Source organism: Alteromonas sp. (genome assembly GCF_984505615.1).
The window spans coordinates 22,099-44,042 of sequence record NZ_CFHOXV010000001.1; the positions used below are offsets into that span (position 1 = coordinate 22,099).

Here is a 21,944-nt window from a genome sequence, read left to right on the forward strand (position 1 = left end):
TTGACCAATGTTCAGGGTCCGGCATTCCACTACTCATCCATGCTCTCCCTGATTTTTCACATTTATATAACAAAGCAACACATAATGCCACCGGTAGCATTAATTGTTTTGCATTTATTTAACACAAATCATGAAAAAACATTCTTTAACGAACTGAAAAACGGGAATTATTATAAATTATCTTAAAGGTGTGTTTATTATTATTTGAACAATAGACACTTCACTGCCACCGATAGCACTAAAATTTACATCTGATTAAACAAAAAAACCGGAACGCTACACGCCCCGGTTTAAGCAGTTAAAAAATGATTAATAGATCAGAATCTCCAGCTGGCCGATGCCGTTATAGTATCGGTAACGGAATCTCCGGTAGACAGATCTGTCCCGGCTCCCAGGCTGACAGCTAATGCGTCGCTAAACCAGTAGTTAACTGAAAGACCGGCGAAGTCATAGTTCCTGTACCCTAAATCCCGGTGGGTATAATCCAGTTCCAGGCTCAGTTGCGGACTGAAGAAATACTGGGCCCCCGCTTCAATCAAATCATTGCTGTCGATATACCATGCCAGATCGAAATCCCAACCTGCCCCGTCAGTAATATCTGTATAACGGGTGTAGAGCCCCCCGGTAAAGTCAGTTTCGGTGTTCGTCACACCCTGAAGCTGGATCACGCCGTTCACGTCAACAGGCACATAGACCCGGCCTTCAGCATGGTCATATGTCAGCGACACACCCGCCTGCCATTTATCATTAATAAAGTAACCGGCTTGCGTTACCAGCTGGCTGACTTCGGAAGAATAACCACGTGACTTATCGTAATTTAAGTCAGCAGAGAATACCCAGTCACCGGTGTAATAATCACCGCCAATACTGTACAAATGGAACGCATCTGTATTTGCATATCCGGCTCTGACAGTATTAATACGCTGCAAATAAGGCGCTATCTGCAAGGGGTCACTACGGGTGTCAATATTATCCAGATAGCGGGAATACTGCATACCGAAGATATCGCCACCATACAGGTTGGTATCCGCATAACCGGCTGAGATTTCATTTTGCGCAGCCATCGCGGAAAACGGAAGCGCCAGGGTGGCGATGATTAGAGAAGAAAATTTGAATTGCATGACGAATCCTTATCGTTGTTTACCTCATAACCGGCGCTCAGTATAGAGATTAAAACTGAACGCCGGATGAACCGTTCCTTAAGCCTGCGCTTCCTGATTCTGGCGTCCCATAGCAAGCACAAGTTCAACTCCGTTGATTTTGTCCTCACTGTGGTGGTTCACATACAACAACGTGCTTTCCTTGCCTGCGGCGATAATGCCAAGCAGTGCCAGTACTTTCAGACGGTTAATTTCATCCAGGCCGTTACATGGCTCATCAAGAATTAACAGTGTGGGATGCTTCACCATCGCCCGCAGAATAAGTAAAAGCCGTTGATCACCGAAAGACAAAGACTGGAAAGGTTCATTAGCTCTGTGTGCCATACCAGCCAGTGCGAGCCATTCACGGGCCAGTTGTTTTTGTCTGATATCGGGTTGTTCGTATAAACCGATACTGTCGTAAAAGCCGGACAATACCACATGTAATACACTGCAATTGACACGGTACTGAAGATGGAAACTGTTAGACACTAACCCGATATGTTGCTTGATATCCCAGATGCTTTCACCACTGCCCCGCTTGTAGCCAAAAACTGTCAGTTCATTGGTGTAACAGTGCGGATCGTCACCGGTAATCATATTTAGCAGACAGGTTTTACCTGAACCGTTAGGGCCTGTAACCTGCCAGTGCTCACCGCGGTTAATCTGCCAGTTCAGACCCGAGAAAATAATACGGTTGTCATAGCTTACTTTACCGTTAACCAGCTTCACCAGCACATTATCACCTTCTGCCATTTGCGGCGAATACCGTGTTTCGTCTTTCTCCGGTAAGGTAATAGACGTATTCTCCATGTGCAGCAATTGTTTAAGGTGAGCTAAATCGCTTTGCTCAACTCCGCCGCCGCCTGACTGCCAGGACAACTGCCCTTTCTGCATCAGCCAGAGTTGTCTGACGAAAGGCGGGATCTCGCTGAGCCTGTTCAGCGCCATCACGATGGTGCAGCGGTGTTGAATACTTTGCAGGTGCTCCTGCAAAAACTCACAGGATGCAGTATCGAGTCCATCCATAGGTTCATCAAGCACCAGCACATCAGGTGAAGCTAACAGGGTGCGAACCAGCAGCACTTTCCGGGTTTCACCGGTAGATAACCCCAAAAAGGCGTTATCAAGAAAATGGGTCATCCGCAGGCCGTTCGTCAGCAGAGCGAATGCTTCCCCGCAATCAGCCATATTGATCTGGCGTAAAATAACTTCCCTGGCTGTGCTGGGCACAGGAATGACATCAAGAATGTCTGCGTCATCCTTTTTCTTTTCCTGAGCAATTAATGCCTGCTGCTGTGCAGTACTGACCCACCCTGTCTTACAGGTCAGGCGTCTTTCACCACTGAACACTTCACCCTCTCCGGCCAGAATGGCCGCCAGCGCCGATTTACCACTGCCGTTTTTCCCAGTTATGGCAAGATGCCGGCCTTCAGTCAGTGACGCATTTACCGGGCCAAAGGTAAAACCCGGTGCCAGTGACACCGCACAGTGTTGTAATTCAATCATGATCCCTCCTCAGGCGTCTGATGGTAATCAAACACCCCGGATAAAAAAAGAATAGTGCGACAGTGCATTGTTTTATTGCGTTTTTCCGGCACTCTGGAATAATGCGCTGTCCCGGCAACATGGTCGTTCTGACACACTCTGTTTGTTGCCTGAAAGACATCAAAATCATTGTAACAATGTGATGGCCAACCCGGAATTTGCTGGTTGTTGTGCACGTAGTGTGGAGCAAGAATAGTAATGAATCCCTGTATACAATGTGGTGCCTGCTGCGCCACGTTTCGTGTATCGTTTTACTGGGCAGAATCTGACCCGTTTACCGGTGGTAGCGTACCGCCGGAACTGACTGAAAAGATCTCCCCTTCCCTGGTCGCAATGAAGGGCACAAACCAACCTTCTCCCCGGTGTGTGGCCCTGGAAGGTGACATCGGCGGCAATATCGGCTGCTCTATTTATGAAAAACGCTCGTCCACCTGCAGAGAGTTTGATTACGGCACCGCAGACTGTATGAAAGCCAGGATGAAACACGGTATCACCGGCGATATTATCCCCTTTGTGGCGGCCTGAGAATTCACACCGCAAAACAGACACAAAAAAGCGGGCAATGCCCGCTTTTTAATTTTCTGAAACAATCATTTATGCATTTTCAGCTGGCTGTGCGGCCGCCTGTGCTGCTTCACCGGTGATTTGCATGCTGGCAATCGGATTCGCCGTGTCGTTAGACAGTTCAACCAGACGGTTCAGCTGACCCAGAGACATCATAACCGCATACAGTGCACCCAGGAAACCTTGCTTATGCAGTTCCAGCACTTTCTCTTCCGGCAGTTCCATCAGACGTTTTTCGTTGATGCTATACATACCGGTCACATTGCGCTGCTGACCATCTTTGTAAGTCAGACGAATTTGAATGGCGTCCAGTAATTCCAGCTCAACCACTTTCTGAATGAAGCGTTGAGTCAGCATTTCGCTGTTTGCCAGGTCACCTAAGAACTTCTGACGGTTATCAAGAAACTCAGACGGAGAACCGTCTTCTTTAAATAACGGCTGACCTTCTTCTTTACCTACCAGCTCACTTTCTTCATCAATGTAAACGCCCAGCTTTTCACCTTCAGGACGAACATCGAAAGGATAGCGCAGAATGTTCATTGGTACGTGCGGGCCTTTCCACTTGTCTGTCGCCAGGAAAAGATTCTGATTTTGTTCCATACCCAGCATGGCAACAGTGTGGTAACGGTCGCTGTTAGGATCCTGGATAAATACGATTGGCATAGTAGACGCCAGTTGCGCGTATTCACGGATAGACGCTGCAGATAAGTGTGTATTTTTCGCGAAAGCAAACGCGTTGTTCACCGCTATTTTTACATCTTTATGTTTTTCTTTATTCAGCGGGGTGTAGTTAATCGCCATAATTCTGTTCTCATTACGTTTATTGGTGGTAATCAACAAATGGAATTCGCCAGGGGAATTGCCCTATTGGTGAAAGCCTGCAGTCCCTGCGTACGCGACCACTAACAACTCTGGTCAATGGACTCACCAAACACAGATTAGGAGAGGATTACCACGAAGATTATTCTTGTAGCCTGCCACCGCATTCAATTGCCGGTAACAGGTCGACAGGCAGTATCCCGTATTTAAAGCGGGAAGTCACGCCCTGAAAACCATATCAAAATTTAAACTTTTATTACAAGCTTCTTTCGTTGACGTAACAACCCCGGATAAGCATTTCATTTTACCTGTTATTTCAGTGCATTTAGCTGGCGCAACGGGTGTGACGATTGTAGGTAAATTAAATATTTCGTAGGCTACGTTAGCACGATTGCTTAAGTTACCCGTTGCCGGAACGCTTGCAATTCACGAACACACACAACACAGATAATAATGAACGAAGGAAAATCCATGGGACGTTTAACTAAAAAGCCATTGTCGCTTCTCATACCGGCACTGTTACTGACCGGCAGCTATGCTGCACATGCAGAAACCATTCCCCCGGTTTCTGCAGAAGCTGAGGCTATCGCACAGGAAACTATCATTGTGGATGGTCACATTGATGTTCCTTACCGCGTACACGCAAAATGGGAAGACGTGAGCGTTGCGACAGAAGGCGGCGACTTTGATTACCCCCGCGCGAAGAAAGGTGGCCTGACAGCGCCGTTTATGTCTATTTATGTACCGGCCAGCCTGGATAATTCTGACGAGTCTACGGCAGTTGCCCACCAGCTTATCGACCTGGTTGAGGCTATGGTTTACCGTTCACCGGAGAAGTTTGCCATCGCAAAATCCGTGGCGGATGTAAAAGCCCAGTTTAAGAAAGGACTCATTTCTTTGCCTATGGGCATGGAAAACGGTTCACCGGTTCAGGGAAGCATGGAAAATCTGAAAACGTTTTATGAGCGCGGTATCCGCTACATTACGCTGGCTCACTCGCTGTCAAACCATATTGCTGACTCATCCTATGACCTGCGCCGTCAATGGCATGGTCTGAGCCCGTTCGGTAAAGAACTGGTGGCCGAAATGAATAACTTAGGGATCATGGTGGATATTTCTCATGTCTCCGATGACGCCTTCTATCAGGCAATTGAAATCAGCAAGGTACCGGTTATCGCTTCACACTCTTCCCTGCGTAAATACACGCCGGGATTTGAGCGTAATATGAACGACGACATGGTGAAAAAGCTGGGTGAAAACGGCGGCGTCATCATGATTAACTTTGGTTCCAGCTTTGTTTCAAAAGAAACCCAGGACTGGCGAAATAATCTGACTAAGCAGAAAAACAAACTTATCAAAGAAATGGGTGAAGACAGTGCAGAAGTCGCTGCCTTTGATGAAAAGTACCGCAAGGAAAACCCCTATCCGTATTCTACGCTGAGTCAGGTGCTGGACCACATTGACCATGTCGTAGAATTGATTGGTATTGACCATGTGGGTATCGGCTCAGATTTTGATGGTGTGGGTGATTCTCTGCCAACCGGCCTGAAAGATGTTTCCACCTACCCGAATCTGGTTCAGGGTATGCTGGATCGTGGCTACAGCCGTGCAGATATCGAAAAAGTACTTAGCGGCAACCTGCTTCGGGTATGGTCTGAAGTCGAAAAATACGCTGCAGCACACTAAGTTCTGATTGCAACTCATCACAGTGCCACGTTCTGTGGCACTGGTTTGTTTTCCGCCATTTCAGGCCTGATATGCCATCACCACACTGGCCGTTTATTAAAGCAAAAATCACGACTCTGACAGGCGGCTGTCTGCAGTAAACTGCACTGCCACAGCCAGACCATTTCTCACCGCTTTAACTTCGAATCGCCCGGCGGCATGATGTAAGGTGAGTCCTTCTGCCACGTCATCGCTCAGGTGCTTTCTGATAAAGGCATCCAGTGTGATGTTTTTTGTTTCTCCCAGGTCCAGACCATATGCATGACTTATCTCATGGACTCTTGCCGCGCCTTTCAGCACTAACTCTCCGGATTTAAAAGCTGACGGTTCCAACTGCGATATGTGGGAGAAAATACAATCGATGAAGGGCCGTAGTCCCGGGCGGATAAGTATAAAAATATGGTCCCCCGGCAGTAACAACGTTGAGCCCCTCGGCGGAAAAACCGCATCACCACGGGTTATCATTGCCACCACCGCACCTTCAGGCAGTGCCAGTTCAGCCAGCGTCCGGTTAACAGCTTTGGCGGAGTCTCCCAGCGTGTACTGAACAATATCAGCGTTAACTTCACCCAGGGCACTGATTTCCAGGGTAGCAGCCGGTGTTACCGGCGCCTTTTCAATCAGCTTCAGTTTCTTCGCCATCCACGGCAATGTTGAACCCTGTAAGGTAGCCGAAATCAATACAACGAAGAACACCACATTGAAAATGAGATAGGCCTGGGGAATTTCAAACAATAGCGGAAAAATAGCCAGAATAATCGGCACCGATCCGCGAAGCCCCACCCATGATACCAACCCGATTTCCCGCTTATTGAAGCCGGCAAAGGCCAGAAACGGAGCAACAGCCAGCGGACGGGCGACGAAAATAAGAACAGCTGCAATGAGCAACCCTTCCAGCCAGACCTTGAGGAGCGATGCCGGATTCACAAGCAGTCCAAGCATTACAAACATGCCGATTTGGCTTAGCCAGGCCAGACCGTCGTGAAACATAAAGGTAGCCCGTTTCAGTACAAACCGGCTGTTACCGATAAAGACCCCGGCGATGAACGTTGCCAGAAAGCCACTCCCGCCCAGACTGGCAGATATGCCAAACGTCAGAAAGCCGCATATTGCGACAAGGACAGGATACAGCCCTGCCGCACTCAGTGTGATACGGTTGATGAGTTTTACTGCAGCCCAGCCGACGCCAAGCCCGACGACGGTACCAATGCCCATTTGCTGAATAAACAGCTGCGCCAGATCCCATCCCGGCTTCATCTGACTGGTGAGCAGCTCCAGTATGCCCACAGTAAGGAAAATCGCCATGGGATCGTTCGAAGCACTTTCAATTTCCAGTGTGGCTTTCAGGCGCGGACTGATATGCACACCGGCGTTCCGCAAAATAGAGAATACTGCGGCAGCATCGGTAGAACCGACGATAGCCCCGATGAGTAATCCCACCATAGATGGTACACCCAGAATAAAGGCTGCTGCATAACCTGTTATTCCGGCCGTAATGGCTACGCCGAATGTCGCCAGAAATGAAGCCGGTTTCCATACCAGCTTGATAGAAGAAAAAGAAGTTTGCAGCCCGCCATCGAAGAGGATCATAGCCAGCGCCAGTGTTCCCAGCGCATGTGCCGTGCTGGCATCATCGAATGCCAGCCCCAGTCCGTCTTCTCCTGCCAGCATCCCTACCAGTAAGAACAGTACCAGCAGAGGTAAGCCCAGCCTCGGGGACAGTTTGCTGGAGAGAATACCGACAAACAGCAATACAGCGGCTATCAGGATCTGGTAATCAATGGCGAACATAGGTTTCCTTTTTACAGGTTATTTCCGTTTCAGTAAGAGTCTGCAAGTTACCTGAAGTTGCAGACTCTGTTCGTGGCGACGCTCAGGGTATGTGCGCCAGTGATTCTCTCACCTCCTCTGCGGTGGGGCGCAGTTGCTTTAACCCTTTCTTTTCACGCCGCTTTCCAAGGTAATACAAAATAGGCGATGCTATAAAAATAGAGGAACTGGTACCAATTACGATGCCAAAAAGCATGGGTAGCACAAAACTCGCGACAGACGCCCCGCCGGCCAGCCCCATAGGCAATAAAGCCAGAAATGTGGTCATTGAAGTAAACAGTGTTCTGGACAAGGTCGCAGAAATACTGCGGTTAAGCACTTCAATAATGGGCTTATCCGGTGTTGCCCTGAATCCTTCCCGGATACGGTCAAACACCACGACCTTATCATTAATAGAATAGCCGATGAGGGCCAGCAATGCTGCCACTGCCGTGAGGTTGAATTCCAGCCCGGTGAGCGCAAAGAAACCGATGGTCTTTGTCAGATCAAGCGCAATCGTCGCCGTTGCTGCCAGTGCAAAATGCGATTCAAACCGCAACCACAAATACAGCAGAATACCCCCTCCGGCAATCAGCACAGCAAGCACAGAAGCATCAGCAAAACCGCCGCTGACCTTCGCACCAACCATGTCCACACGGGGGAAGGTTGCCTGGTCATCCAGTGTGGTTACTGCAGATTTCACCAGTTCAACCTGCTGACTTTGCAATGCAGCCTGTTCAACCGGCGTGTCCGCAGTTACCTGAGGAACGCGGATAAGATAATCACCTTCTTTGCCAAACTCCTGAATGCTGGCGCCTTCAATGTTACCGTCTGTCAGAGCATTTCGCAGCTGTTCCACCTGCACGTGATGGCTTTTCACTTCCACCAGTGTACCACCGGTGAAATCAACGCCGTAATGTAATCCCGGGCTGAAAAACAGCACCACGGAAGCCACCGACAAGACAGCAGACGTAATTAAGCCTGCCACCCGGCCTTTCAGGAAGTTCAGCGGCTTCTTATCTGTCCGCGACAGCCAGCGGAATCCCGGGAAATGGAGCACATCTCTTTCACGGCGTCTGATAGCAAACAACATTAACAGGCGGGTTACCGCAATGGCCGTGAACATGGACGTGAACAGGCCAATTCCGATAGTAATCGCAAAACCTTTTACCGGCCCGCTGCCAAACATAAATAGCAGACTCACGGCAATCAGGGTCGTCAGGCTTGAATCCAGGATGGTTGACCAGGCTTTGTCAAAACCGGCGCGGATTGCCGCCCCGGCGACACGCCCTTTCAAAGACTCTTCTTTGATACGTTCGTTTATCAGAATATTGGCATCTACCGCCATACCCAGAGTAAGAATAATGCCGGCAATTCCGGGTAACGTAAGTGTGGCCCTGAATAAACTCAGCACGCCAAAAAGCAGCCCCATGTTAATCATCAGGCTTACGCAGGCGATCGCCCCCCAGCGCCGGTAAAGAGCCGTCATGAACACCAGTACCAGTGCAGCACCGGCAAGTCCTGTACTCAGCCCCATCTTGATAGCATCACTACCGAGATCAGGACCCACAGTCCGCTCTTCAATCACAGTCAGAGGCACAGGCAGCGCACCGGCACGTAACATCAGTGCCAGATCTTTAGCTTCATCCGGTGTGAAATTACCACTGATCTGGCCGCCCGATGCACCAATTACTGCCCGTATTACCGGTGCGGTGATGACCTTACCGTCCAGAACGACTGCCAGCGGCTCACCGATATGCGTGCGGGTCATAGCTGCAAAAATATTGCCGCCGGTACTGTCGAGCTTGAAAGTCACTACCGGGTTTCCTGTGTCGGGATCGAAAGCAAGCCTTGCATCAGTAATATGCTCACCTTCCATCGCAACCCGCTTTTCCAGACGGTATTGTTGCTGGCCATCCATATCCTGCATTATCACGGTACTGCCACGACTGCTATCCGTGACTACCCAGTGAAATTCCATTTGTGCGGTTGTTCCAAGGAGCTCCCTGATACGTGACGGGTCTGTAACGCCCGGCATCTGTACCAGCACGCCATCGTTACCCTGCCGTGAAATACCGGGGTCGACCAGTCCGGTCTCATCCAGACGACGGCGCACCACTTCCACGCTGCGCTCCAGCGCATCACTTACGAGGCTCTCCTTAAACGACTCTGACAAACTGACAGTGAGCAAGTTATCGTTTTGCTCAATGGTGAACTGCGGCTCGCCCTGCCCCGTTGTGCGGTAAGCAAAGGCGAGCTCACGGGCTTGCTGAAATTGCCCGCCGCCTCCTGATAAGGATAAGCGCAGGGTATTGTCGGAAGCAGACAGTACCTGATAGCGGATCCCCGCTTCCCGCAAATCCTTAGTGAGACTTTCTTTCATGCCGGTAAAGGCTTTATCAAACAGTGGCTGAGTATCAGCGGCCAGCAATAAATGGGAACCGCCCTGTAAATCAAGGCCTAAAGACAACTGGTTTTGGGTATACCAGCCGGGTAATTGTTGTTGCCATGACGGCGGTAAAATATTGGGCATTGCGCTCAAAAGGCCGAGCACAATCACGAGTGCGGTCATCACGCCCCGTGCAGAAAATGGTTTCATAATTGTCCTTCAAAAATTGTAAACAGGGCCAGAGGCCCGTAAATATCAAAAATGAAGGATTAAGGAGACGCCCTGGCAGGAGGGCGCGAAAAAACAGGCTGTGCAGGCCGGGCAGCCAGCTCAGAAAAACCGGAAGCGACACTATGAAGCATCCGGTAAACGCCAGCGAGTTTCAGTTCAGCGCCGGTAAACAGCAGCGGTTCCGGACGGTCACCGGAATGGGACTGGGGCTGCAGATATCGTGTGATCAGACCTTCTGAACGGCCCGATGCTATTGCGGCGTGTTCAGAGCTTTGCAGGCTGTCTGACTGGGCATGGACCTGCCGCTCTGCACCGTTCCCCGTGGTAAACGCAATCAACAGCCACAACAAAAAGAAGACCAGTTTCACTGACGGTCCTCTGTCGTTATAGTCTGTTTCAATTTCCTGCGTCAACAAGGATATAGCTTCCGGTTAGCGGACAAACCTAAATGCAGGTCTGTCTCTGCGGTTTACCCGATATGGTGGCAATATCCGTATTTTCAATGGCCGCATTGCTATTGGCCACATTGCCATTGGCCGGCCACTTAAAAAAACGGAAGGTAAGCAAAATCATCTACACATAATCTATCAGATCAACGCCGAAGAAGTTATCGATGGCGCATTGCCACTCTCCTTCTGCATTTTTTCTGAATACATAAATGGCTTTTTTCATATTGCAGTCCACCGCGCCGGTTGCATTCAGGTACAGCTTGCTTATGACCAGCGCAGTGTCACCGGCTTCAATGACAACCTCGTCGCCCTGCGAGACGATATGTTCAGGCATATACCGTTGTTTAAAAGCACTGAGGGCACGCTGCAGATCAGAGCGCGAGGATACTCGTGGTTTATCTACCAGAAAGGCGTCTTCACAATACAGGGTTTGTAATGCAGTTAAGTCGTTATTATTAACTGCATCGTGCATGGCATGTAATTGCCGGGTTACCGGGTGAGTCATGGCTGTCGTCTCCGTATTTTGTTAAAACCGCGAAGACGAAAACAAAAAACCCGCCTTCGCGGCGGGTTTTCTTCAGTTCATTTACGTACTAACGAACCCGCCAATTGCTGAGAATAGCGAGTAGAATAATGAGTGCAGATTGTGGCTTGCCTGATTGTGACAAAGTTTGAAAAATCATGTTGACCAGTTTTGCAATGTTAGTTCGTAGCGATAATGGAGTTAAATTAATCAATCCCGGGCACTGTGTCAATCAATTAACCGGCTTTCTGTGCCGCTTCATCCATAAAGCTGCCCAGCATCATAATCATCTGGCGGAACAGCGGATTTGCGCCGGGAGCTGCACAGGGATCACGTAAATCCACACCGGATTTATCGAAATGCATATCACTGAGCATTTTCTTATTCACCACCACATCAGCATGGCATAACTTGTAACTCTCATCGATGATGAAAAAGGTATTGGTTTTCGTGGTTGCCCGCGACATTAAATCTTCAATACCTGTAATGGGCGTAGTGGTGTCTGCCTGAGAATGCGCGGCAAATACCGGTACGTCTACAGTTTTCCCCTGTTCAAACTGGTCTCTCACATCATCAATCACTTCCATCAGTTCAAGTCCGGAAAAACTGGCAATGGTGGGATATTTATAAGGATTCGGGCCCTGTGTTTCATAGTGACCGTCAAGAAACCTGGCGACCCACTGAATTCCCCAGATCCCGGATAACCGCTCTACGCCGCTGTCGAGTGCCAGAGCACCGGAAAATAACATCAGGCCGTCAATGTTGTCAGGGTGATGCAAATAATGCTGAACAGAGAGCGCGCCGCCGGTGGAAAAACCGCCCAGATAAACGTGCTTTCCAAGTTGCGGTGCCAGCGCCATAACGTCATTCAGGTGTGCACCCCAGCGTTCTGCAAGCTTGCTGTCGCTCATTTCGTCGCTGGCATCCAGTTGGCCGTGTCCTACGTTTAAAGGCACAATAACGTTGTAACCTTTATCATGCAGTGCCCGTGCAATGCCAGACATATAAAACGGCGAATCGCTCAATCCGTGAAGCAGAACAACCACTGTATCGACAGGTTTTCCGTGATGCAGAATATACGGCGCATTGCCATCGTTACGAAGAGCAGGAGAACACACACTGAAACGCTGAAATGTGGGGTTCATGCATGCCCTGATCTGGCCGAAACGTTCTTCATAGAGATGACTGAATGAATCAAACGCTTCATCCATTGCATTATTCTGCCCGAAACTGACTGTGCTGAATGCCAGCAGAAACAAACTCAACAGGGATGTTTTTACCACTCCCTTCTCCTTATTTGCGGGTATAGTTTTCAATAACACCATGTGTTGGCATATTAACAGATATAACTTGAATTAGAATGATTTACACGGGTGAACCACGGGTTTTAAAGTCCTGCAGCCCTTTAGTCGCCACCGGCCACCTGGTCTGACAGGTATATTTTTTTATTCTTAAATATCGTGAGGCATGCGGCGCACACCGTTTGTTTTAACTAGTATCCTGATTACCGGTAAGCCATGGCATCCCCGCCGCTTACCCGAAAATGTACTGTTGAAAAAGGCAAAGCGGTGCGAAAGCCCGTGACGCAAAGCCTCCGGTCTGCCATCTGATTACAGATAATGATAGCGGGGTTACCGAACAAGCATAGTCCTTAATCCGGCTCATGTTCACTTTTTCAGTCACATTCGTTAACCGTTTATCCGTGATGACGGATCAAAAGTTGAGGAACGAACGATGATCGTTTTGGTTGGTGGCGAGAAAGGCGGCAGTGGCAAAAGCTGCCTTGCACAAAATATCGCTGTTTATCTGAGAACTGAAAAAAATGCCAGTGTGCTGATGGTCGACTGCGATCCGCAGCGCACTACCTCAGACTGGATTCAGGAACGCAAAGCTAATGATAAATTGCCGTCGATTAACTGTGTGCAGTTGTACGGCAAGATCCGCAACGAATTACTGAGCCTGCGCGAGCACTACGATTACGTAGTCATTGATTGTGGCGGACAGGATAACCTTGCGCTGCGCTCCTCGATGGCAGTGGCTGACCACATTCTTATTCCGTTACGTCCCAAACGGCGGGATCTGAAAACGGTTCCCCATATGGAAGATATTCTTTCAACCTGCAAAATGGTGAATCCCGACATGAATGCTGCTTTTGTAATTACCCAGTGCCCTTCTCTACCTTCGCTGGGCAGCAGGATCCTGGAAGCAAAAGATGTCTGTCGTTCATTTGAAGTACCGGTACTGGACTCAGTGACATACAGCCGCAATATGTATGACGATTCTGAAGAGTCTGGCCAGTCAGTCATGGAAAGTGAGCCGGACGGAAAAGCATCAGCAGAAATTCGCAATATCATTGAAGAACTTCTGTCGCGGAGAGAGGGGAAATCTTATGAGTCTGTGCAGCCTCAAAAAATCCACGCCGTCAGCTAAACCTGTTGAGCCGGTGAGCGTTGATGAATTTATTGACGATGCACTGGCTTACGCAGCAGGTAAACATGTTATCAGGCAGATCTATCCGGCAACGGACTCTGCTAACAAAGACAACATTACACCTTGCGGTCCCATGCGACGTGCTACATTTACATTATCTGAAGACGCAATTGAGAAGCTTGGAAAGTTGTCGGCAGAAACAGGGATCTGCCGTTCCAGACTCATCAGAATATGGATAGAAAATCAAAGCAGTGAAGACATCAGGCCTTTACTGACAAATAAAACACCCTGACAGACATACCACAAGGTGGCGGCCGGGTGCAGGCGTTTGCATGGAATGCAAAGCGCGCCAATACGCAACAACGGGAGCACGGTGTCACTGTGCTCCCCGGTTTTACTTTTTCTGAACAGGATGAAGATGAAAAGTTATCTGTCAGGCAGTTTGATTACACTGCTTGGATTATTTCCCTCGCTGCTTAGTGCCCAGGGGACGGTCAGGCAGGAAGATTTGCAGGCTTACGCCGCCAGCCGGGAAACCACCGTCGCCCGGTTTATTGCGCACCAGACTGCCGATAATGACATCGCCCCCCGTCTGGACGTGCTGCCTCCTGCCTTTTTCACTTCTGTTGACGAAACCATCGCCAGGCTGGAACACCAGATGGACACGGAGCAGGCGATCTACTTTGAGAAGCTGAAAGCCAAAGTGGAGATGGAACGTCAGGCAAGGGATTTCGAGATTCAGGAGAAAAACCGCACTGTTGAACTGGCTCAGGTGCGTCAGCATAACCTGGAAAGTATGTTATCGCTGGGTAGCCTGGTGTCCCTCTTGCTGTTTCTTTTTTTGCTGTGGAGCCGTTATAACCAGTACCGGCAAAATCAGCGGCTGGCACTGGAAGTCCGCAACCGGACCACCGAACTGGAGCAGAAAAATCAACAGCTGGAAGAAGCTTATCATGCGCTGGAGCAGGTCAGCATGCGTGATGCACTCACAGGCTTGTATAACCGCAACTTCCTCTCAGCCCAGTTGCCGGGTGAGATCAGCCGGGTGCAGCATCACTATGCCAGTCTTAAAGGTGAAATCTTTCCGCCGAATCATGACTTACTCTGCTTTTTAATTGATATAGACCACTTTAAGCAAATCAATGATGAATACGGACACCTTGCCGGTGACCGCTTCCTGGTACAATTTACCGGTATCTTAAAAGAAGTATTCAGGCAGACAGATTTGCTTATCCGCTGGGGTGGCGAAGAATTTCTGGCGGTGTGCCGCAACGCCAACCGTAATGATATGGTGGAACTGGCTGACAGACTTATTGAGGCGGTGCGTCAGAAGCGTTTTCACTTACCTGATGATGTGGTGATCAACGCCACTTGCAGCGTGGGGTTTTGTGCAATGCCTCTGTGCCGCAGAAATCCTTATGAAATGGACTGGGTAAAAACCTTCGCGGTGATGGATTATTGCCTGTACGCAGCGAAAATATCCCAAAGAGACTGTTGGGTGGGCGCCATTGAAGCCTGCAAAGAAAGCGACAATGTTCTGCCGCCCTCTCCGCTGGAAGGGAAGTTCTCACTCACTGATGTGCAGATAAAAACGTCCCTGAACAATCTGGCCAGTATTGAGTGGCCAATGGAATAACCGGCGGGGTTACACGCCGGTTTTAATATCTTCCATATGGTATTTGTCGATAAGAGAATACAAGGTCGGCCGGGTCACACCCAGTAACTCTGCAGTCTTTGACATATTTTTATCGGCTGTCTGATAGGCCCGTCTGATAGCACGGCTTTCCGCCATCTCACGGACTTCCCGCAAATTCAGCGTTTCCGGTTCGTTGTCTCCCCGGGGCGCCATAAGGCCCAGATCTTCGGCCTGCACCACAGAGCCTTCAGCCATAATGACGGCAGACTTCAGCTTATTCTGCATTTCACGGATATTACCGGGCCATTTATGATTCAACATGGCCTGAATGGCGGTATCAGAGAAGCTCTTGGCTTTAGCACCGAACTCTTCCCGGTATGTATTCAGGAATGTACGGGCAAGCAGAATGATGTCCTGGTCGCGGTCACGCAGTGGCGGAATAAAGATAGGAATTTCGCCCACACGGTAATATAAATCCTCCCGGAAAGTTTCATTCGCCACCATCTGTTGCAAATCTCTGTGGGTTGCACAGATCACGCGGATATCCACCGGAATTTCTGTCCGGCCGCCTACCCGTTCAATCACCCGCTCCTGCAGGAAACGAAGCATTTTAGCTTGCAGGCCAATAGGCATATCACCGATTTCATCAAGAAACAGTGTGCCGCCCTGGGCCGTTTCGATTTTACCCAGAGTCGTTTTATTGGCCCCGGTAAATGCACCTTTTTCGTAACCGAATAATTCACTTTCCAGCAAGTTTTCAGGAATCGACGCACAGTTAATCGCGACAAAAGGCTTGTCTTTACGCGGGCTGTGTTCGTGAATACTTCTGGCAAACACTTCTTTACCAGTACCACTTTCGCCCTGTAATAACGTACTGATATCGGTGCCGGCAATTTTTTCGGCCTTGCGCATAACAGCCTGAATTGCCTCTGAATTACCAATAATACGTCCCATGGCAGGACGGGCTTTCGCCAGAATACGGTTCTGATGTTCCAGATTAGCCAGATTCAGGGCGCGGTTGACCAGCAGCTTGATAGTATCGGAGTCGATGGGCTTCTGATAAAAATCGTAAGCCCCGAGATCGATTGCCTTCAGCGCATTCTCTTTATCGTTATTGCCGGTGACAACAATCACTTTGGTCCGCGGTGCCAGTGCCATGATTTCTTCAAGGGTTTTCAGCCCCTCAGAGGCATTAGCAGGATCAGGTGGCAGACCCAGGTCCAGAGTCACTACTTTGGGTTCATGACGACGTAACTGGGCAATCGCAGAGGTTCTGTCATCTGCAAATACCACATTGTAGTCAGTAAAGCTCCATTTTAACTGTTTCTGGATGCCGAGATCGTCATCGACAACAAGAATCGTATCCGTCATTCGCACGTTTCCATTAGTAAATATGAATTATGGGAAATGAAATCTGTTAATCCAGCGGGAACACCAGGGTAAAACAACTTCCCTTTCCTGTTTCGCTTTCTACCGACAATTTGCCGCCAATAGACTGCATATAATTTTTTGCGTCATAGGCACCGATACCCATGCCCGCGTTACCTTTTGTGGTATCAAACGGCTTAAACAACCGTTGTTCAATAAATGCTTCATCCATGCCACAGCCATTGTCTTCAATCCGCACAATCTGGCGCTGACCGGCCAGGTCACTTTCCAGCGTGATACGGACAAAACCGTCATCGCCGGTGGCTTGCTGCGCATTACTGATAAGATGGTACATCACATTACTGAATTTCTCAGGATCGACCACTACCTTTTCTTCACTTTCCACCACCAGTTCAGGTACCGGTTTGAGTGACTGACAACGGGTTTCTATCAGCTTGCCGGTTAAATCAGAGAGTGTGTGCGCTGAGAACACGCCGGGCTCATCGACCTTTTTCTCGGTGAGCTGACGCAGCATTTTATCCATGCGCGCCTTAGTATAATGCAGGGTTTCAAAGGTATCTTCAATAAACTCAGGGTTATGTTTGTGCTGTTCGGCATTACACAAAATGAGGTCGATTTGCGCCATCACATTTTTTAAATCGTGAAGTACAAATGCTGACATCCGGTTGAAAGCAGCAAATTGCGCGTTCTCTGCCACAGCGTTAGCGGCTTCATGGTGTAGTAAGTATGTACCAACCTGTTCAGTCACAGCGTTAAGATAATCGCGGACTTCCCAGTTCAGTGTCAGTGCCTCACTGTCTTTTGTTTTTAGCAGGGCAAAGCCCCAAATTTGTTCTGAATTTAACAGTGGCAGTGCCAGTTGAAAGCGACAACCTTTCAGCGCTTCTCTGTCCAGCAGCAAGCCATTGTATTCAAAGGGCTTTGATGCGTACTCATCCACATCAACCAGCCAGTTGGTTTGCTGACAGAATGGCATAAGTTGCTTAAGGATCTTAATTTCGTCTGCCGATATTCCTTCGCTGTTTACACTGGCCACCACGTCAAAATCGATACCGGTGGCTTTCACCAGTGTGCCGTTTTCATAGTTGATGGCACCCAGCACACCCCGCAATGCATTGCCATAAACATCCGGCGCTGCATCAGCTTCTGACGAAGACAGAGCCTGAGTCAGCTTCACCCATTCAACCCGGTAATCAAACTGGTTGGCAAAGAAGTGCTTGGTGATAAATACTTTTATCCGCGTCCGGAAACTGTTCGACAGGACCATTGTGATGAGCAGTGCCAGAGACAGTACCACCAACACAGTCTGAATCGTGGAACTCCAGTTACCGCCGATGTAATTCACCACATACCCGGCCAGTGCCATTACCAGCAAATAGATACCGGCCACCAGCAGCAGGGAGCTGTGCAGTACCACTTCACGGGAGATAAAGATATCGACGCCCCAATGCTTGATACGGCGGATAGCTACCACCAGCAGCGGCATCATCAATAAATAGATATATCCTCTTGATACCACGTAGACCAACTCGATTTTTGTGACCATAGTGGCATTGGCGTACATCACAAATTCGAACAGGTGCATGGCGCCAAGGTAGAGCACCAGCGGTTTATACGCCCACTGATTTTCACCTGCCTGCCTGAATAAAACTTCAAGCAGAATAAGCACTTCCAGTGATAGCACGGTAAGAAAGAGAAACTGCCAGGAGTGAGGAATTGTAGAAATAAAGGGAAGAAATAACGCCAGCACCGGCGGCGTGAGGATCACCATCGTCGCCGGCCTGCGCAGCACCTGCCAGAGATTATTGAAGTTATCCTGCAGACAGCCGGCAATGAATAACAACCACACCATTTGCTTGAGAGTGTCTGCTATGAGCAAATGCGGGCCGGAAACCGGACCGGTAAGCCTGGTTACGAAACTGAGTGACCACACCATGGTTGCCATCGTGGCGAGCACAAGCAAGTGCTTCGCCAGACCAGATTTACGGACTGTGAATAACAACAGCAGCAGAACCAGATAGCCTGCTGCATTCAGGCCGTAACCAATATCTGAAATCATAACTTCCCTATTTCCGGCAACTTATTGCTTTTGGATAACTAAACTTCCGATGGAGTATCCGGCACCGAAAGAACACAGCACGCCCACATCACCGGACTGAAGATCCTGATGATGCAGTGCAAATGCGATGACTGAGCCTGCTGATGCCGTATTCGCGTAACGGTCGAGTACGATTGGCGCTTCATCTGCCGTAGCATCCCGCCCTAACAGACGCTTAGCAATTAGCAGGTTCATATTGATATTGGCCTGGTGCAACCACCAGCGGCGTACATCTGCCGGCGTAAAACTGTGACTGGCAAGGTGTGCCTCAATATGGTCAGCAGCCATCGGGCATACTTCTTTAAATACTTTACGGCCGGCCTGGTGAAATAATTTGTCTTCACCGTATGGATCAACATCGTGTGCGCGGCTGATGTAGCCAAAGTTCGAACGGATGTTATTTGAAAACGACGTCACCGCTTTTGTGCTCAGCACCGAAAATACGTGGTCGCTATTCGCGGTGTCTTCGCTTTCTACCACCGTGGCCGTTGCCACATCACCAAAAATAAAGTGACTGTCACGGTCGGTGTAATTCACCTGAGGTGACACCAGTTCAGGATTGATAACCAGCACGGCCCGGGCATTACCTGATGCCACCATTTCCCATGCGCGGTGCATGCCGAACGTGGCCGCCGAGCAGGCAACCAGCATATCAAAACCGAAACCTTTAATACCCAGCTGGTTTTGCACTTCAATGGCAATGGCAGGATAAGCCCGTTGTGTATAAGCACAGGATACGATCACCGCATCGATGTCTTCCGGTGATTTATTCGCCGCTGCCAGCGCCTTCTTCGCAGCCTCCAGGGCGATTTCTCCCTGATGGGACAACTCTTCGTCCTGCCGCTCAGGAATGACCGGGCGCATACGTTCAACATCCAGCGCGCCTTCTTTACGGTAGATATAGCGTTGTTTTATACCGGACGCTTTTTCAATGAACTCCGCGCTGGAGTGAGGCTTGGCAGCAACGGTGCCGGCATCAATTTGTGCCGCGTTTTCTGCATTAAACTTGTCTGCGTAGGCGTTGTAGCTGGCGACGAGTTCTTCGTTAGTGATTACGTGTTCCGGTGTCCACAGGCCGACACCACTGATAACAACTTTTTTAGTCATGAATAACTCTCTCGTTTTTTCGTAGCTTAGCCGTTTGAGACCCAAAAGTCATCGGACTTCTGTCAAACAAAAAAGCCTGAATGCTAATGCATTCAGGCTTTCTGAAGAGGTATAAAGAGGCAGATGTTTTATTTAGCAGTTACCTGCCACAGTGATACTGAGCCACTGACTTCGTTACCCACTACAAGTAAAGCTTCACCGGTAGGGCTGTCTTCCGGGCTGATAAATACCAGACTTTCCGGCGCCAGATCACCGATACTGTCATCAGCCGTCAGCCCTTCCGTCAAATCACGGTTTATCACGTATTCAGAGAAGCTGACATCGTAAGGGTTCGTGATGTCGTAAACAAAAATGCCTCCCATACGCTCAGTACCGATAAAGGCATAAGTGCGATCGCCCACTGTACCTGTGGTAATGGCTTCCGGCTCAGGCCCTTTATTTTCGGAGCGGCTGTCGCCTTCATTTTCATCATCACCGTTATTAAACGCTTCACCGTGTACAGAGGCGGTAATGCGTTCAAAATCGTCGCCTGAATCAAATACAACCTGACCGTTCTGATCCCAGATAGTGAAAGAACGTGCGCCATACGTATACGCTGCATCATATTCACCGTCACCGTCGGCATCGCCCATACCCAGCGTCACCCGCAGATCATCAGCTTCACCGTTTGCCTGCAACATGGCCAGCTCTGAATTTGTTGCGGCAGTGAGATCTTCGACTTTCACTTCATCGGTGTAAGCCAGACAGTCGCCGTCATCAAACTCCAGACCGCCGGCAGCCAGACAGGATGCTTCATCATCTGCACTGAAAATGTACTCACGGGCATCACCTTCGTTTGCAGTCAGCAGGAAAGTTGCCCCCTTCCACGTGGTTCTGGTGATTGTGTCCGGCATATAAACGCCATACAGACCTTCGTACTGACCAAAGCTGACTTCACCATTTTCCTGCACGTCAATTTGGTACTGACTCCAGTCTTTTACGCCCAGTCCGATAATGCTGATAGTCATGGCTTCCAGATCAACCACGGCGACACCGTTATTTTCCTGCAAGGTCACGTAAGCAACAGAATCGGTGGCTGTGATGTACTCAGGCTCTAAATCCATAGCGACTGTGGTGTTGATGGCAACACCATTTATCGTACGGCCGGACGGATTAGGGAACTGCATGCCCATGGCTTCAAGCTCTGCCTGCTGGCCGTTGAAGCTTTCAAATGTAAGGGTTGTTGCAGTGTCTGCCGGGACACCGTCTGTGACAGTGATAACACTTACAGAACCTTCAGGGTCAATGGTGTAATCATCTGACGGTTCGCCCTCGTTCGCAGTGAGTACCTTTGTACCATCCGGAGTGAAAACAACATTATCAGGCAGATTGCCAACTTCAACAGCAGATAGGAAAACCGGCTCGCCGGCATCAAGGCCGTTGTAGAAAAGAACAAAGCCGTTTTCAGCTTTTTCATCTGCGGGAATAGCGACAGCCAGCAAGTCGCCGGAAACGGCAATGCTGGTAAGGCCGGCCAGCGCTGTGCCGTTTGCTTCAACAGGTAGCTCGATTGATGTGTTTGTGAGGTTGGTAGAGGTAACCGGCGCTTCCAGGGCATCTCCGGTGAGTTCTGCAATGCTGATCACTGAAATGGTATCTGACTCACCGTTGGTCGCATAAACGGTTTGTGTACCCGCATGATACTGCACAATTTCAGCAGCACCGGCCCCGCCGACAACTGCACGGCCAACAACTTCCAGTGCGACGCCTGTTGTGGCGTCCTGACCATCACTCCCGGTTTCGCCCTGTTCACCCTGAGGGCCCTGAGCACCATCGGCACCGTCATCGCCATCTAAACTACACCCTGTCAGAGCGGCAGATACCACCAACGCCAGTAATCCCAGTTTGAATTTATTTTGCATCAACATGCTGTTTCCTTTAGAAGTTATTATAGAAATACGTCGCATGCGGCTGAGTGTGCATACAACAAAATTTCAATAACCTAAGGAAACGGTGTGACAGCAATAAGTCAGGGAGATGACGAGTTTGTGTCAATTTATCCTCCCCCTCTTTTGTTATCTTAGCACTTCCCCACAACGGAGCTGAACC

At 49.4% G+C, this 21,944-nt stretch carries 17 protein-coding genes and 1 riboswitch; of the genes, 5 read left to right on the top strand and 12 right to left on the bottom strand.

Annotated features, from left to right (window positions below; translation table 11 throughout):
* Positions 1–317: 317 nt before the first annotated feature.
* Together AC4PME_RS00095 and modF are read right to left on the bottom strand one after the other, a co-directional pair.
* Positions 318–1,121 carry a putative porin gene (locus tag AC4PME_RS00095; RefSeq protein WP_491226047.1) on the bottom strand — a complete coding sequence of 268 codons (804 nt, stop codon included), beginning with the start codon at positions 1,119–1,121 and terminating at the stop codon, positions 318–320.
* Between the two features lie 78 nt (positions 1,122–1,199).
* Positions 1,200–2,648: a molybdate ABC transporter ATP-binding protein ModF gene (modF, locus tag AC4PME_RS00100; protein WP_491044588.1), complete on the bottom strand. Its 1,449-nt coding sequence runs from the start codon at positions 2,646–2,648 to the stop codon at positions 1,200–1,202.
* Between the two features lie 237 nt (positions 2,649–2,885).
* Between modF and AC4PME_RS00105 the strand changes: the two genes are divergently transcribed.
* Positions 2,886–3,212, top strand: coding sequence for a YkgJ family cysteine cluster protein (locus AC4PME_RS00105; protein WP_119502202.1), 327 nt, complete (start codon positions 2,886–2,888; stop codon positions 3,210–3,212).
* 69 nt (positions 3,213–3,281) lie between these two features.
* On the opposite strand, the gene AC4PME_RS00110 is transcribed toward AC4PME_RS00105, so the two are convergent.
* Complete coding sequence (locus tag AC4PME_RS00110; protein WP_119503449.1) at positions 3,282–4,052, bottom strand: SapC family protein; 771 nt, start codon at positions 4,050–4,052, stop codon at positions 3,282–3,284.
* A 489-nt stretch (positions 4,053–4,541) separates the two neighbouring features.
* Here AC4PME_RS00110 and AC4PME_RS00115 point away from each other — a divergent pair, with 489 nt between their 5' ends.
* Positions 4,542–5,756 carry a dipeptidase gene (locus tag AC4PME_RS00115; RefSeq protein ID WP_491044587.1) on the top strand — a complete coding sequence of 405 codons (1,215 nt, stop codon included), beginning with the start codon at positions 4,542–4,544 and terminating at the stop codon, positions 5,754–5,756.
* Positions 5,757–5,864: 108 nt separating this feature from the next.
* On the opposite strand, the gene AC4PME_RS00120 is transcribed toward AC4PME_RS00115, so the two are convergent.
* From AC4PME_RS00120 to AC4PME_RS00140, 5 genes are all read right to left on the bottom strand, one after another.
* Entirely contained in the window at positions 5,865–7,586 is a 1,722-nt protein-coding gene (locus AC4PME_RS00120) for a potassium/proton antiporter (protein ID WP_491044586.1), read from the bottom strand.
* Positions 7,587–7,668: 82 nt separating this feature from the next.
* Positions 7,669–10,203 carry a protein translocase subunit SecD gene (gene secD, locus AC4PME_RS00125; protein ID WP_491044585.1) on the bottom strand — a complete coding sequence of 845 codons (2,535 nt, stop codon included), beginning with the start codon at positions 10,201–10,203 and terminating at the stop codon, positions 7,669–7,671.
* A 59-nt stretch (positions 10,204–10,262) separates the two neighbouring features.
* Complete coding sequence (locus AC4PME_RS00130) at positions 10,263–10,640, bottom strand: hypothetical protein (RefSeq protein ID WP_491044584.1); 378 nt, start codon at positions 10,638–10,640, stop codon at positions 10,263–10,265.
* Between the two features lie 157 nt (positions 10,641–10,797).
* Positions 10,798–11,178, bottom strand: a complete 381-nt coding sequence (locus AC4PME_RS00135) for a YybH family protein (protein ID WP_491044583.1) — start codon at positions 11,176–11,178, stop codon at positions 10,798–10,800.
* Positions 11,179–11,432: 254 nt separating this feature from the next.
* The gene (locus AC4PME_RS00140) at positions 11,433–12,479 is read right to left on the bottom strand and encodes an alpha/beta hydrolase (protein WP_161599165.1); all 1,047 of its coding nucleotides are present in this window, start codon (positions 12,477–12,479) and stop codon (positions 11,433–11,435) included.
* Between the two features lie 266 nt (positions 12,480–12,745).
* Positions 12,746–12,835, top strand: a riboswitch (cyclic di-GMP riboswitch).
* A 95-nt stretch (positions 12,836–12,930) separates the two neighbouring features.
* Between AC4PME_RS00140 and AC4PME_RS00145 the strand changes: the two genes are divergently transcribed.
* The 3 genes from AC4PME_RS00145 to AC4PME_RS00155 all read left to right on the top strand — a co-directional run bounded on the left by AC4PME_RS00145 (position 12,931) and on the right by AC4PME_RS00155 (position 15,262).
* On the top strand, positions 12,931–13,626 hold the full coding sequence (locus AC4PME_RS00145; RefSeq protein ID WP_119502210.1) for an AAA family ATPase: 696 nt from the start codon (positions 12,931–12,933) through the stop codon (positions 13,624–13,626).
* A complete protein-coding gene (locus AC4PME_RS00150; protein WP_119502211.1) occupies positions 13,586–13,918 on the top strand; it encodes a ribbon-helix-helix domain-containing protein in 333 nt (110 codons plus the stop codon). The genes AC4PME_RS00145 and AC4PME_RS00150 overlap by 41 nt, the downstream gene beginning before the upstream one ends.
* A 126-nt stretch (positions 13,919–14,044) precedes the next feature.
* Positions 14,045–15,262, top strand: a complete 1,218-nt coding sequence (locus AC4PME_RS00155; protein ID WP_491044582.1) for a GGDEF domain-containing protein — start codon at positions 14,045–14,047, stop codon at positions 15,260–15,262.
* Positions 15,263–15,271: 9 nt separating this feature from the next.
* On the opposite strand, the gene prsR is transcribed toward AC4PME_RS00155, so the two are convergent.
* The 4 genes from prsR to AC4PME_RS00175 form a co-directional block, all read right to left on the bottom strand.
* Positions 15,272–16,633, bottom strand: coding sequence for a PEP-CTERM-box response regulator transcription factor (prsR, locus tag AC4PME_RS00160; protein ID WP_491044581.1), 1,362 nt, complete (start codon positions 16,631–16,633; stop codon positions 15,272–15,274).
* 46 nt (positions 16,634–16,679) lie between these two features.
* Positions 16,680–18,710 (bottom strand): XrtA/PEP-CTERM system histidine kinase PrsK, encoded by a 2,031-nt coding sequence (gene prsK / locus AC4PME_RS00165; protein ID WP_119502214.1) that lies wholly within the window; start codon positions 18,708–18,710, stop codon positions 16,680–16,682.
* A gap of 21 nt (positions 18,711–18,731) precedes the next feature.
* A complete protein-coding gene (locus tag AC4PME_RS00170; protein WP_119502215.1) occupies positions 18,732–19,856 on the bottom strand; it encodes a beta-ketoacyl-ACP synthase III in 1,125 nt (374 codons plus the stop codon).
* 128 nt (positions 19,857–19,984) lie between these two features.
* Entirely contained in the window at positions 19,985–21,763 is a 1,779-nt protein-coding gene (locus AC4PME_RS00175; protein WP_491044580.1) for a choice-of-anchor I family protein, read from the bottom strand.
* Positions 21,764–21,944 lie beyond the last annotated feature (181 nt).

Coding starts and splice junctions, on each gene's coding strand:
- AC4PME_RS00095 (WP_491226047.1), bottom strand. CDS start 1,121: ATGCAATTCAAATTTTCTTCTCTAATCATCGCCACCCTGGCGCTTCCG.
- modF (WP_491044588.1), bottom strand. CDS start 2,648: ATGATTGAATTACAACACTGTGCGGTGTCACTGGCACCGGGTTTTACC.
- AC4PME_RS00105 (WP_119502202.1), top strand. CDS start 2,886: ATGAATCCCTGTATACAATGTGGTGCCTGCTGCGCCACGTTTCGTGTA.
- AC4PME_RS00110 (WP_119503449.1), bottom strand. CDS start 4,052: ATGGCGATTAACTACACCCCGCTGAATAAAGAAAAACATAAAGATGTA.
- AC4PME_RS00115 (WP_491044587.1), top strand. CDS start 4,542: ATGGGACGTTTAACTAAAAAGCCATTGTCGCTTCTCATACCGGCACTG.
- AC4PME_RS00120 (WP_491044586.1), bottom strand. CDS start 7,586: ATGTTCGCCATTGATTACCAGATCCTGATAGCCGCTGTATTGCTGTTT.
- secD (WP_491044585.1), bottom strand. CDS start 10,203: ATGAAACCATTTTCTGCACGGGGCGTGATGACCGCACTCGTGATTGTG.
- AC4PME_RS00135 (WP_491044583.1), bottom strand. CDS start 11,178: ATGACTCACCCGGTAACCCGGCAATTACATGCCATGCACGATGCAGTT.
- AC4PME_RS00145 (WP_119502210.1), top strand. CDS start 12,931: ATGATCGTTTTGGTTGGTGGCGAGAAAGGCGGCAGTGGCAAAAGCTGC.
- AC4PME_RS00150 (WP_119502211.1), top strand. CDS start 13,586: ATGAGTCTGTGCAGCCTCAAAAAATCCACGCCGTCAGCTAAACCTGTT.
- AC4PME_RS00155 (WP_491044582.1), top strand. CDS start 14,045: ATGAAAAGTTATCTGTCAGGCAGTTTGATTACACTGCTTGGATTATTT.
- prsR (WP_491044581.1), bottom strand. CDS start 16,633: ATGACGGATACGATTCTTGTTGTCGATGACGATCTCGGCATCCAGAAA.
- prsK (WP_119502214.1), bottom strand. CDS start 18,710: ATGATTTCAGATATTGGTTACGGCCTGAATGCAGCAGGCTATCTGGTT.
- AC4PME_RS00170 (WP_119502215.1), bottom strand. CDS start 19,856: ATGACTAAAAAAGTTGTTATCAGTGGTGTCGGCCTGTGGACACCGGAA.
- AC4PME_RS00175 (WP_491044580.1), bottom strand. CDS start 21,763: ATGTTGATGCAAAATAAATTCAAACTGGGATTACTGGCGTTGGTGGTA.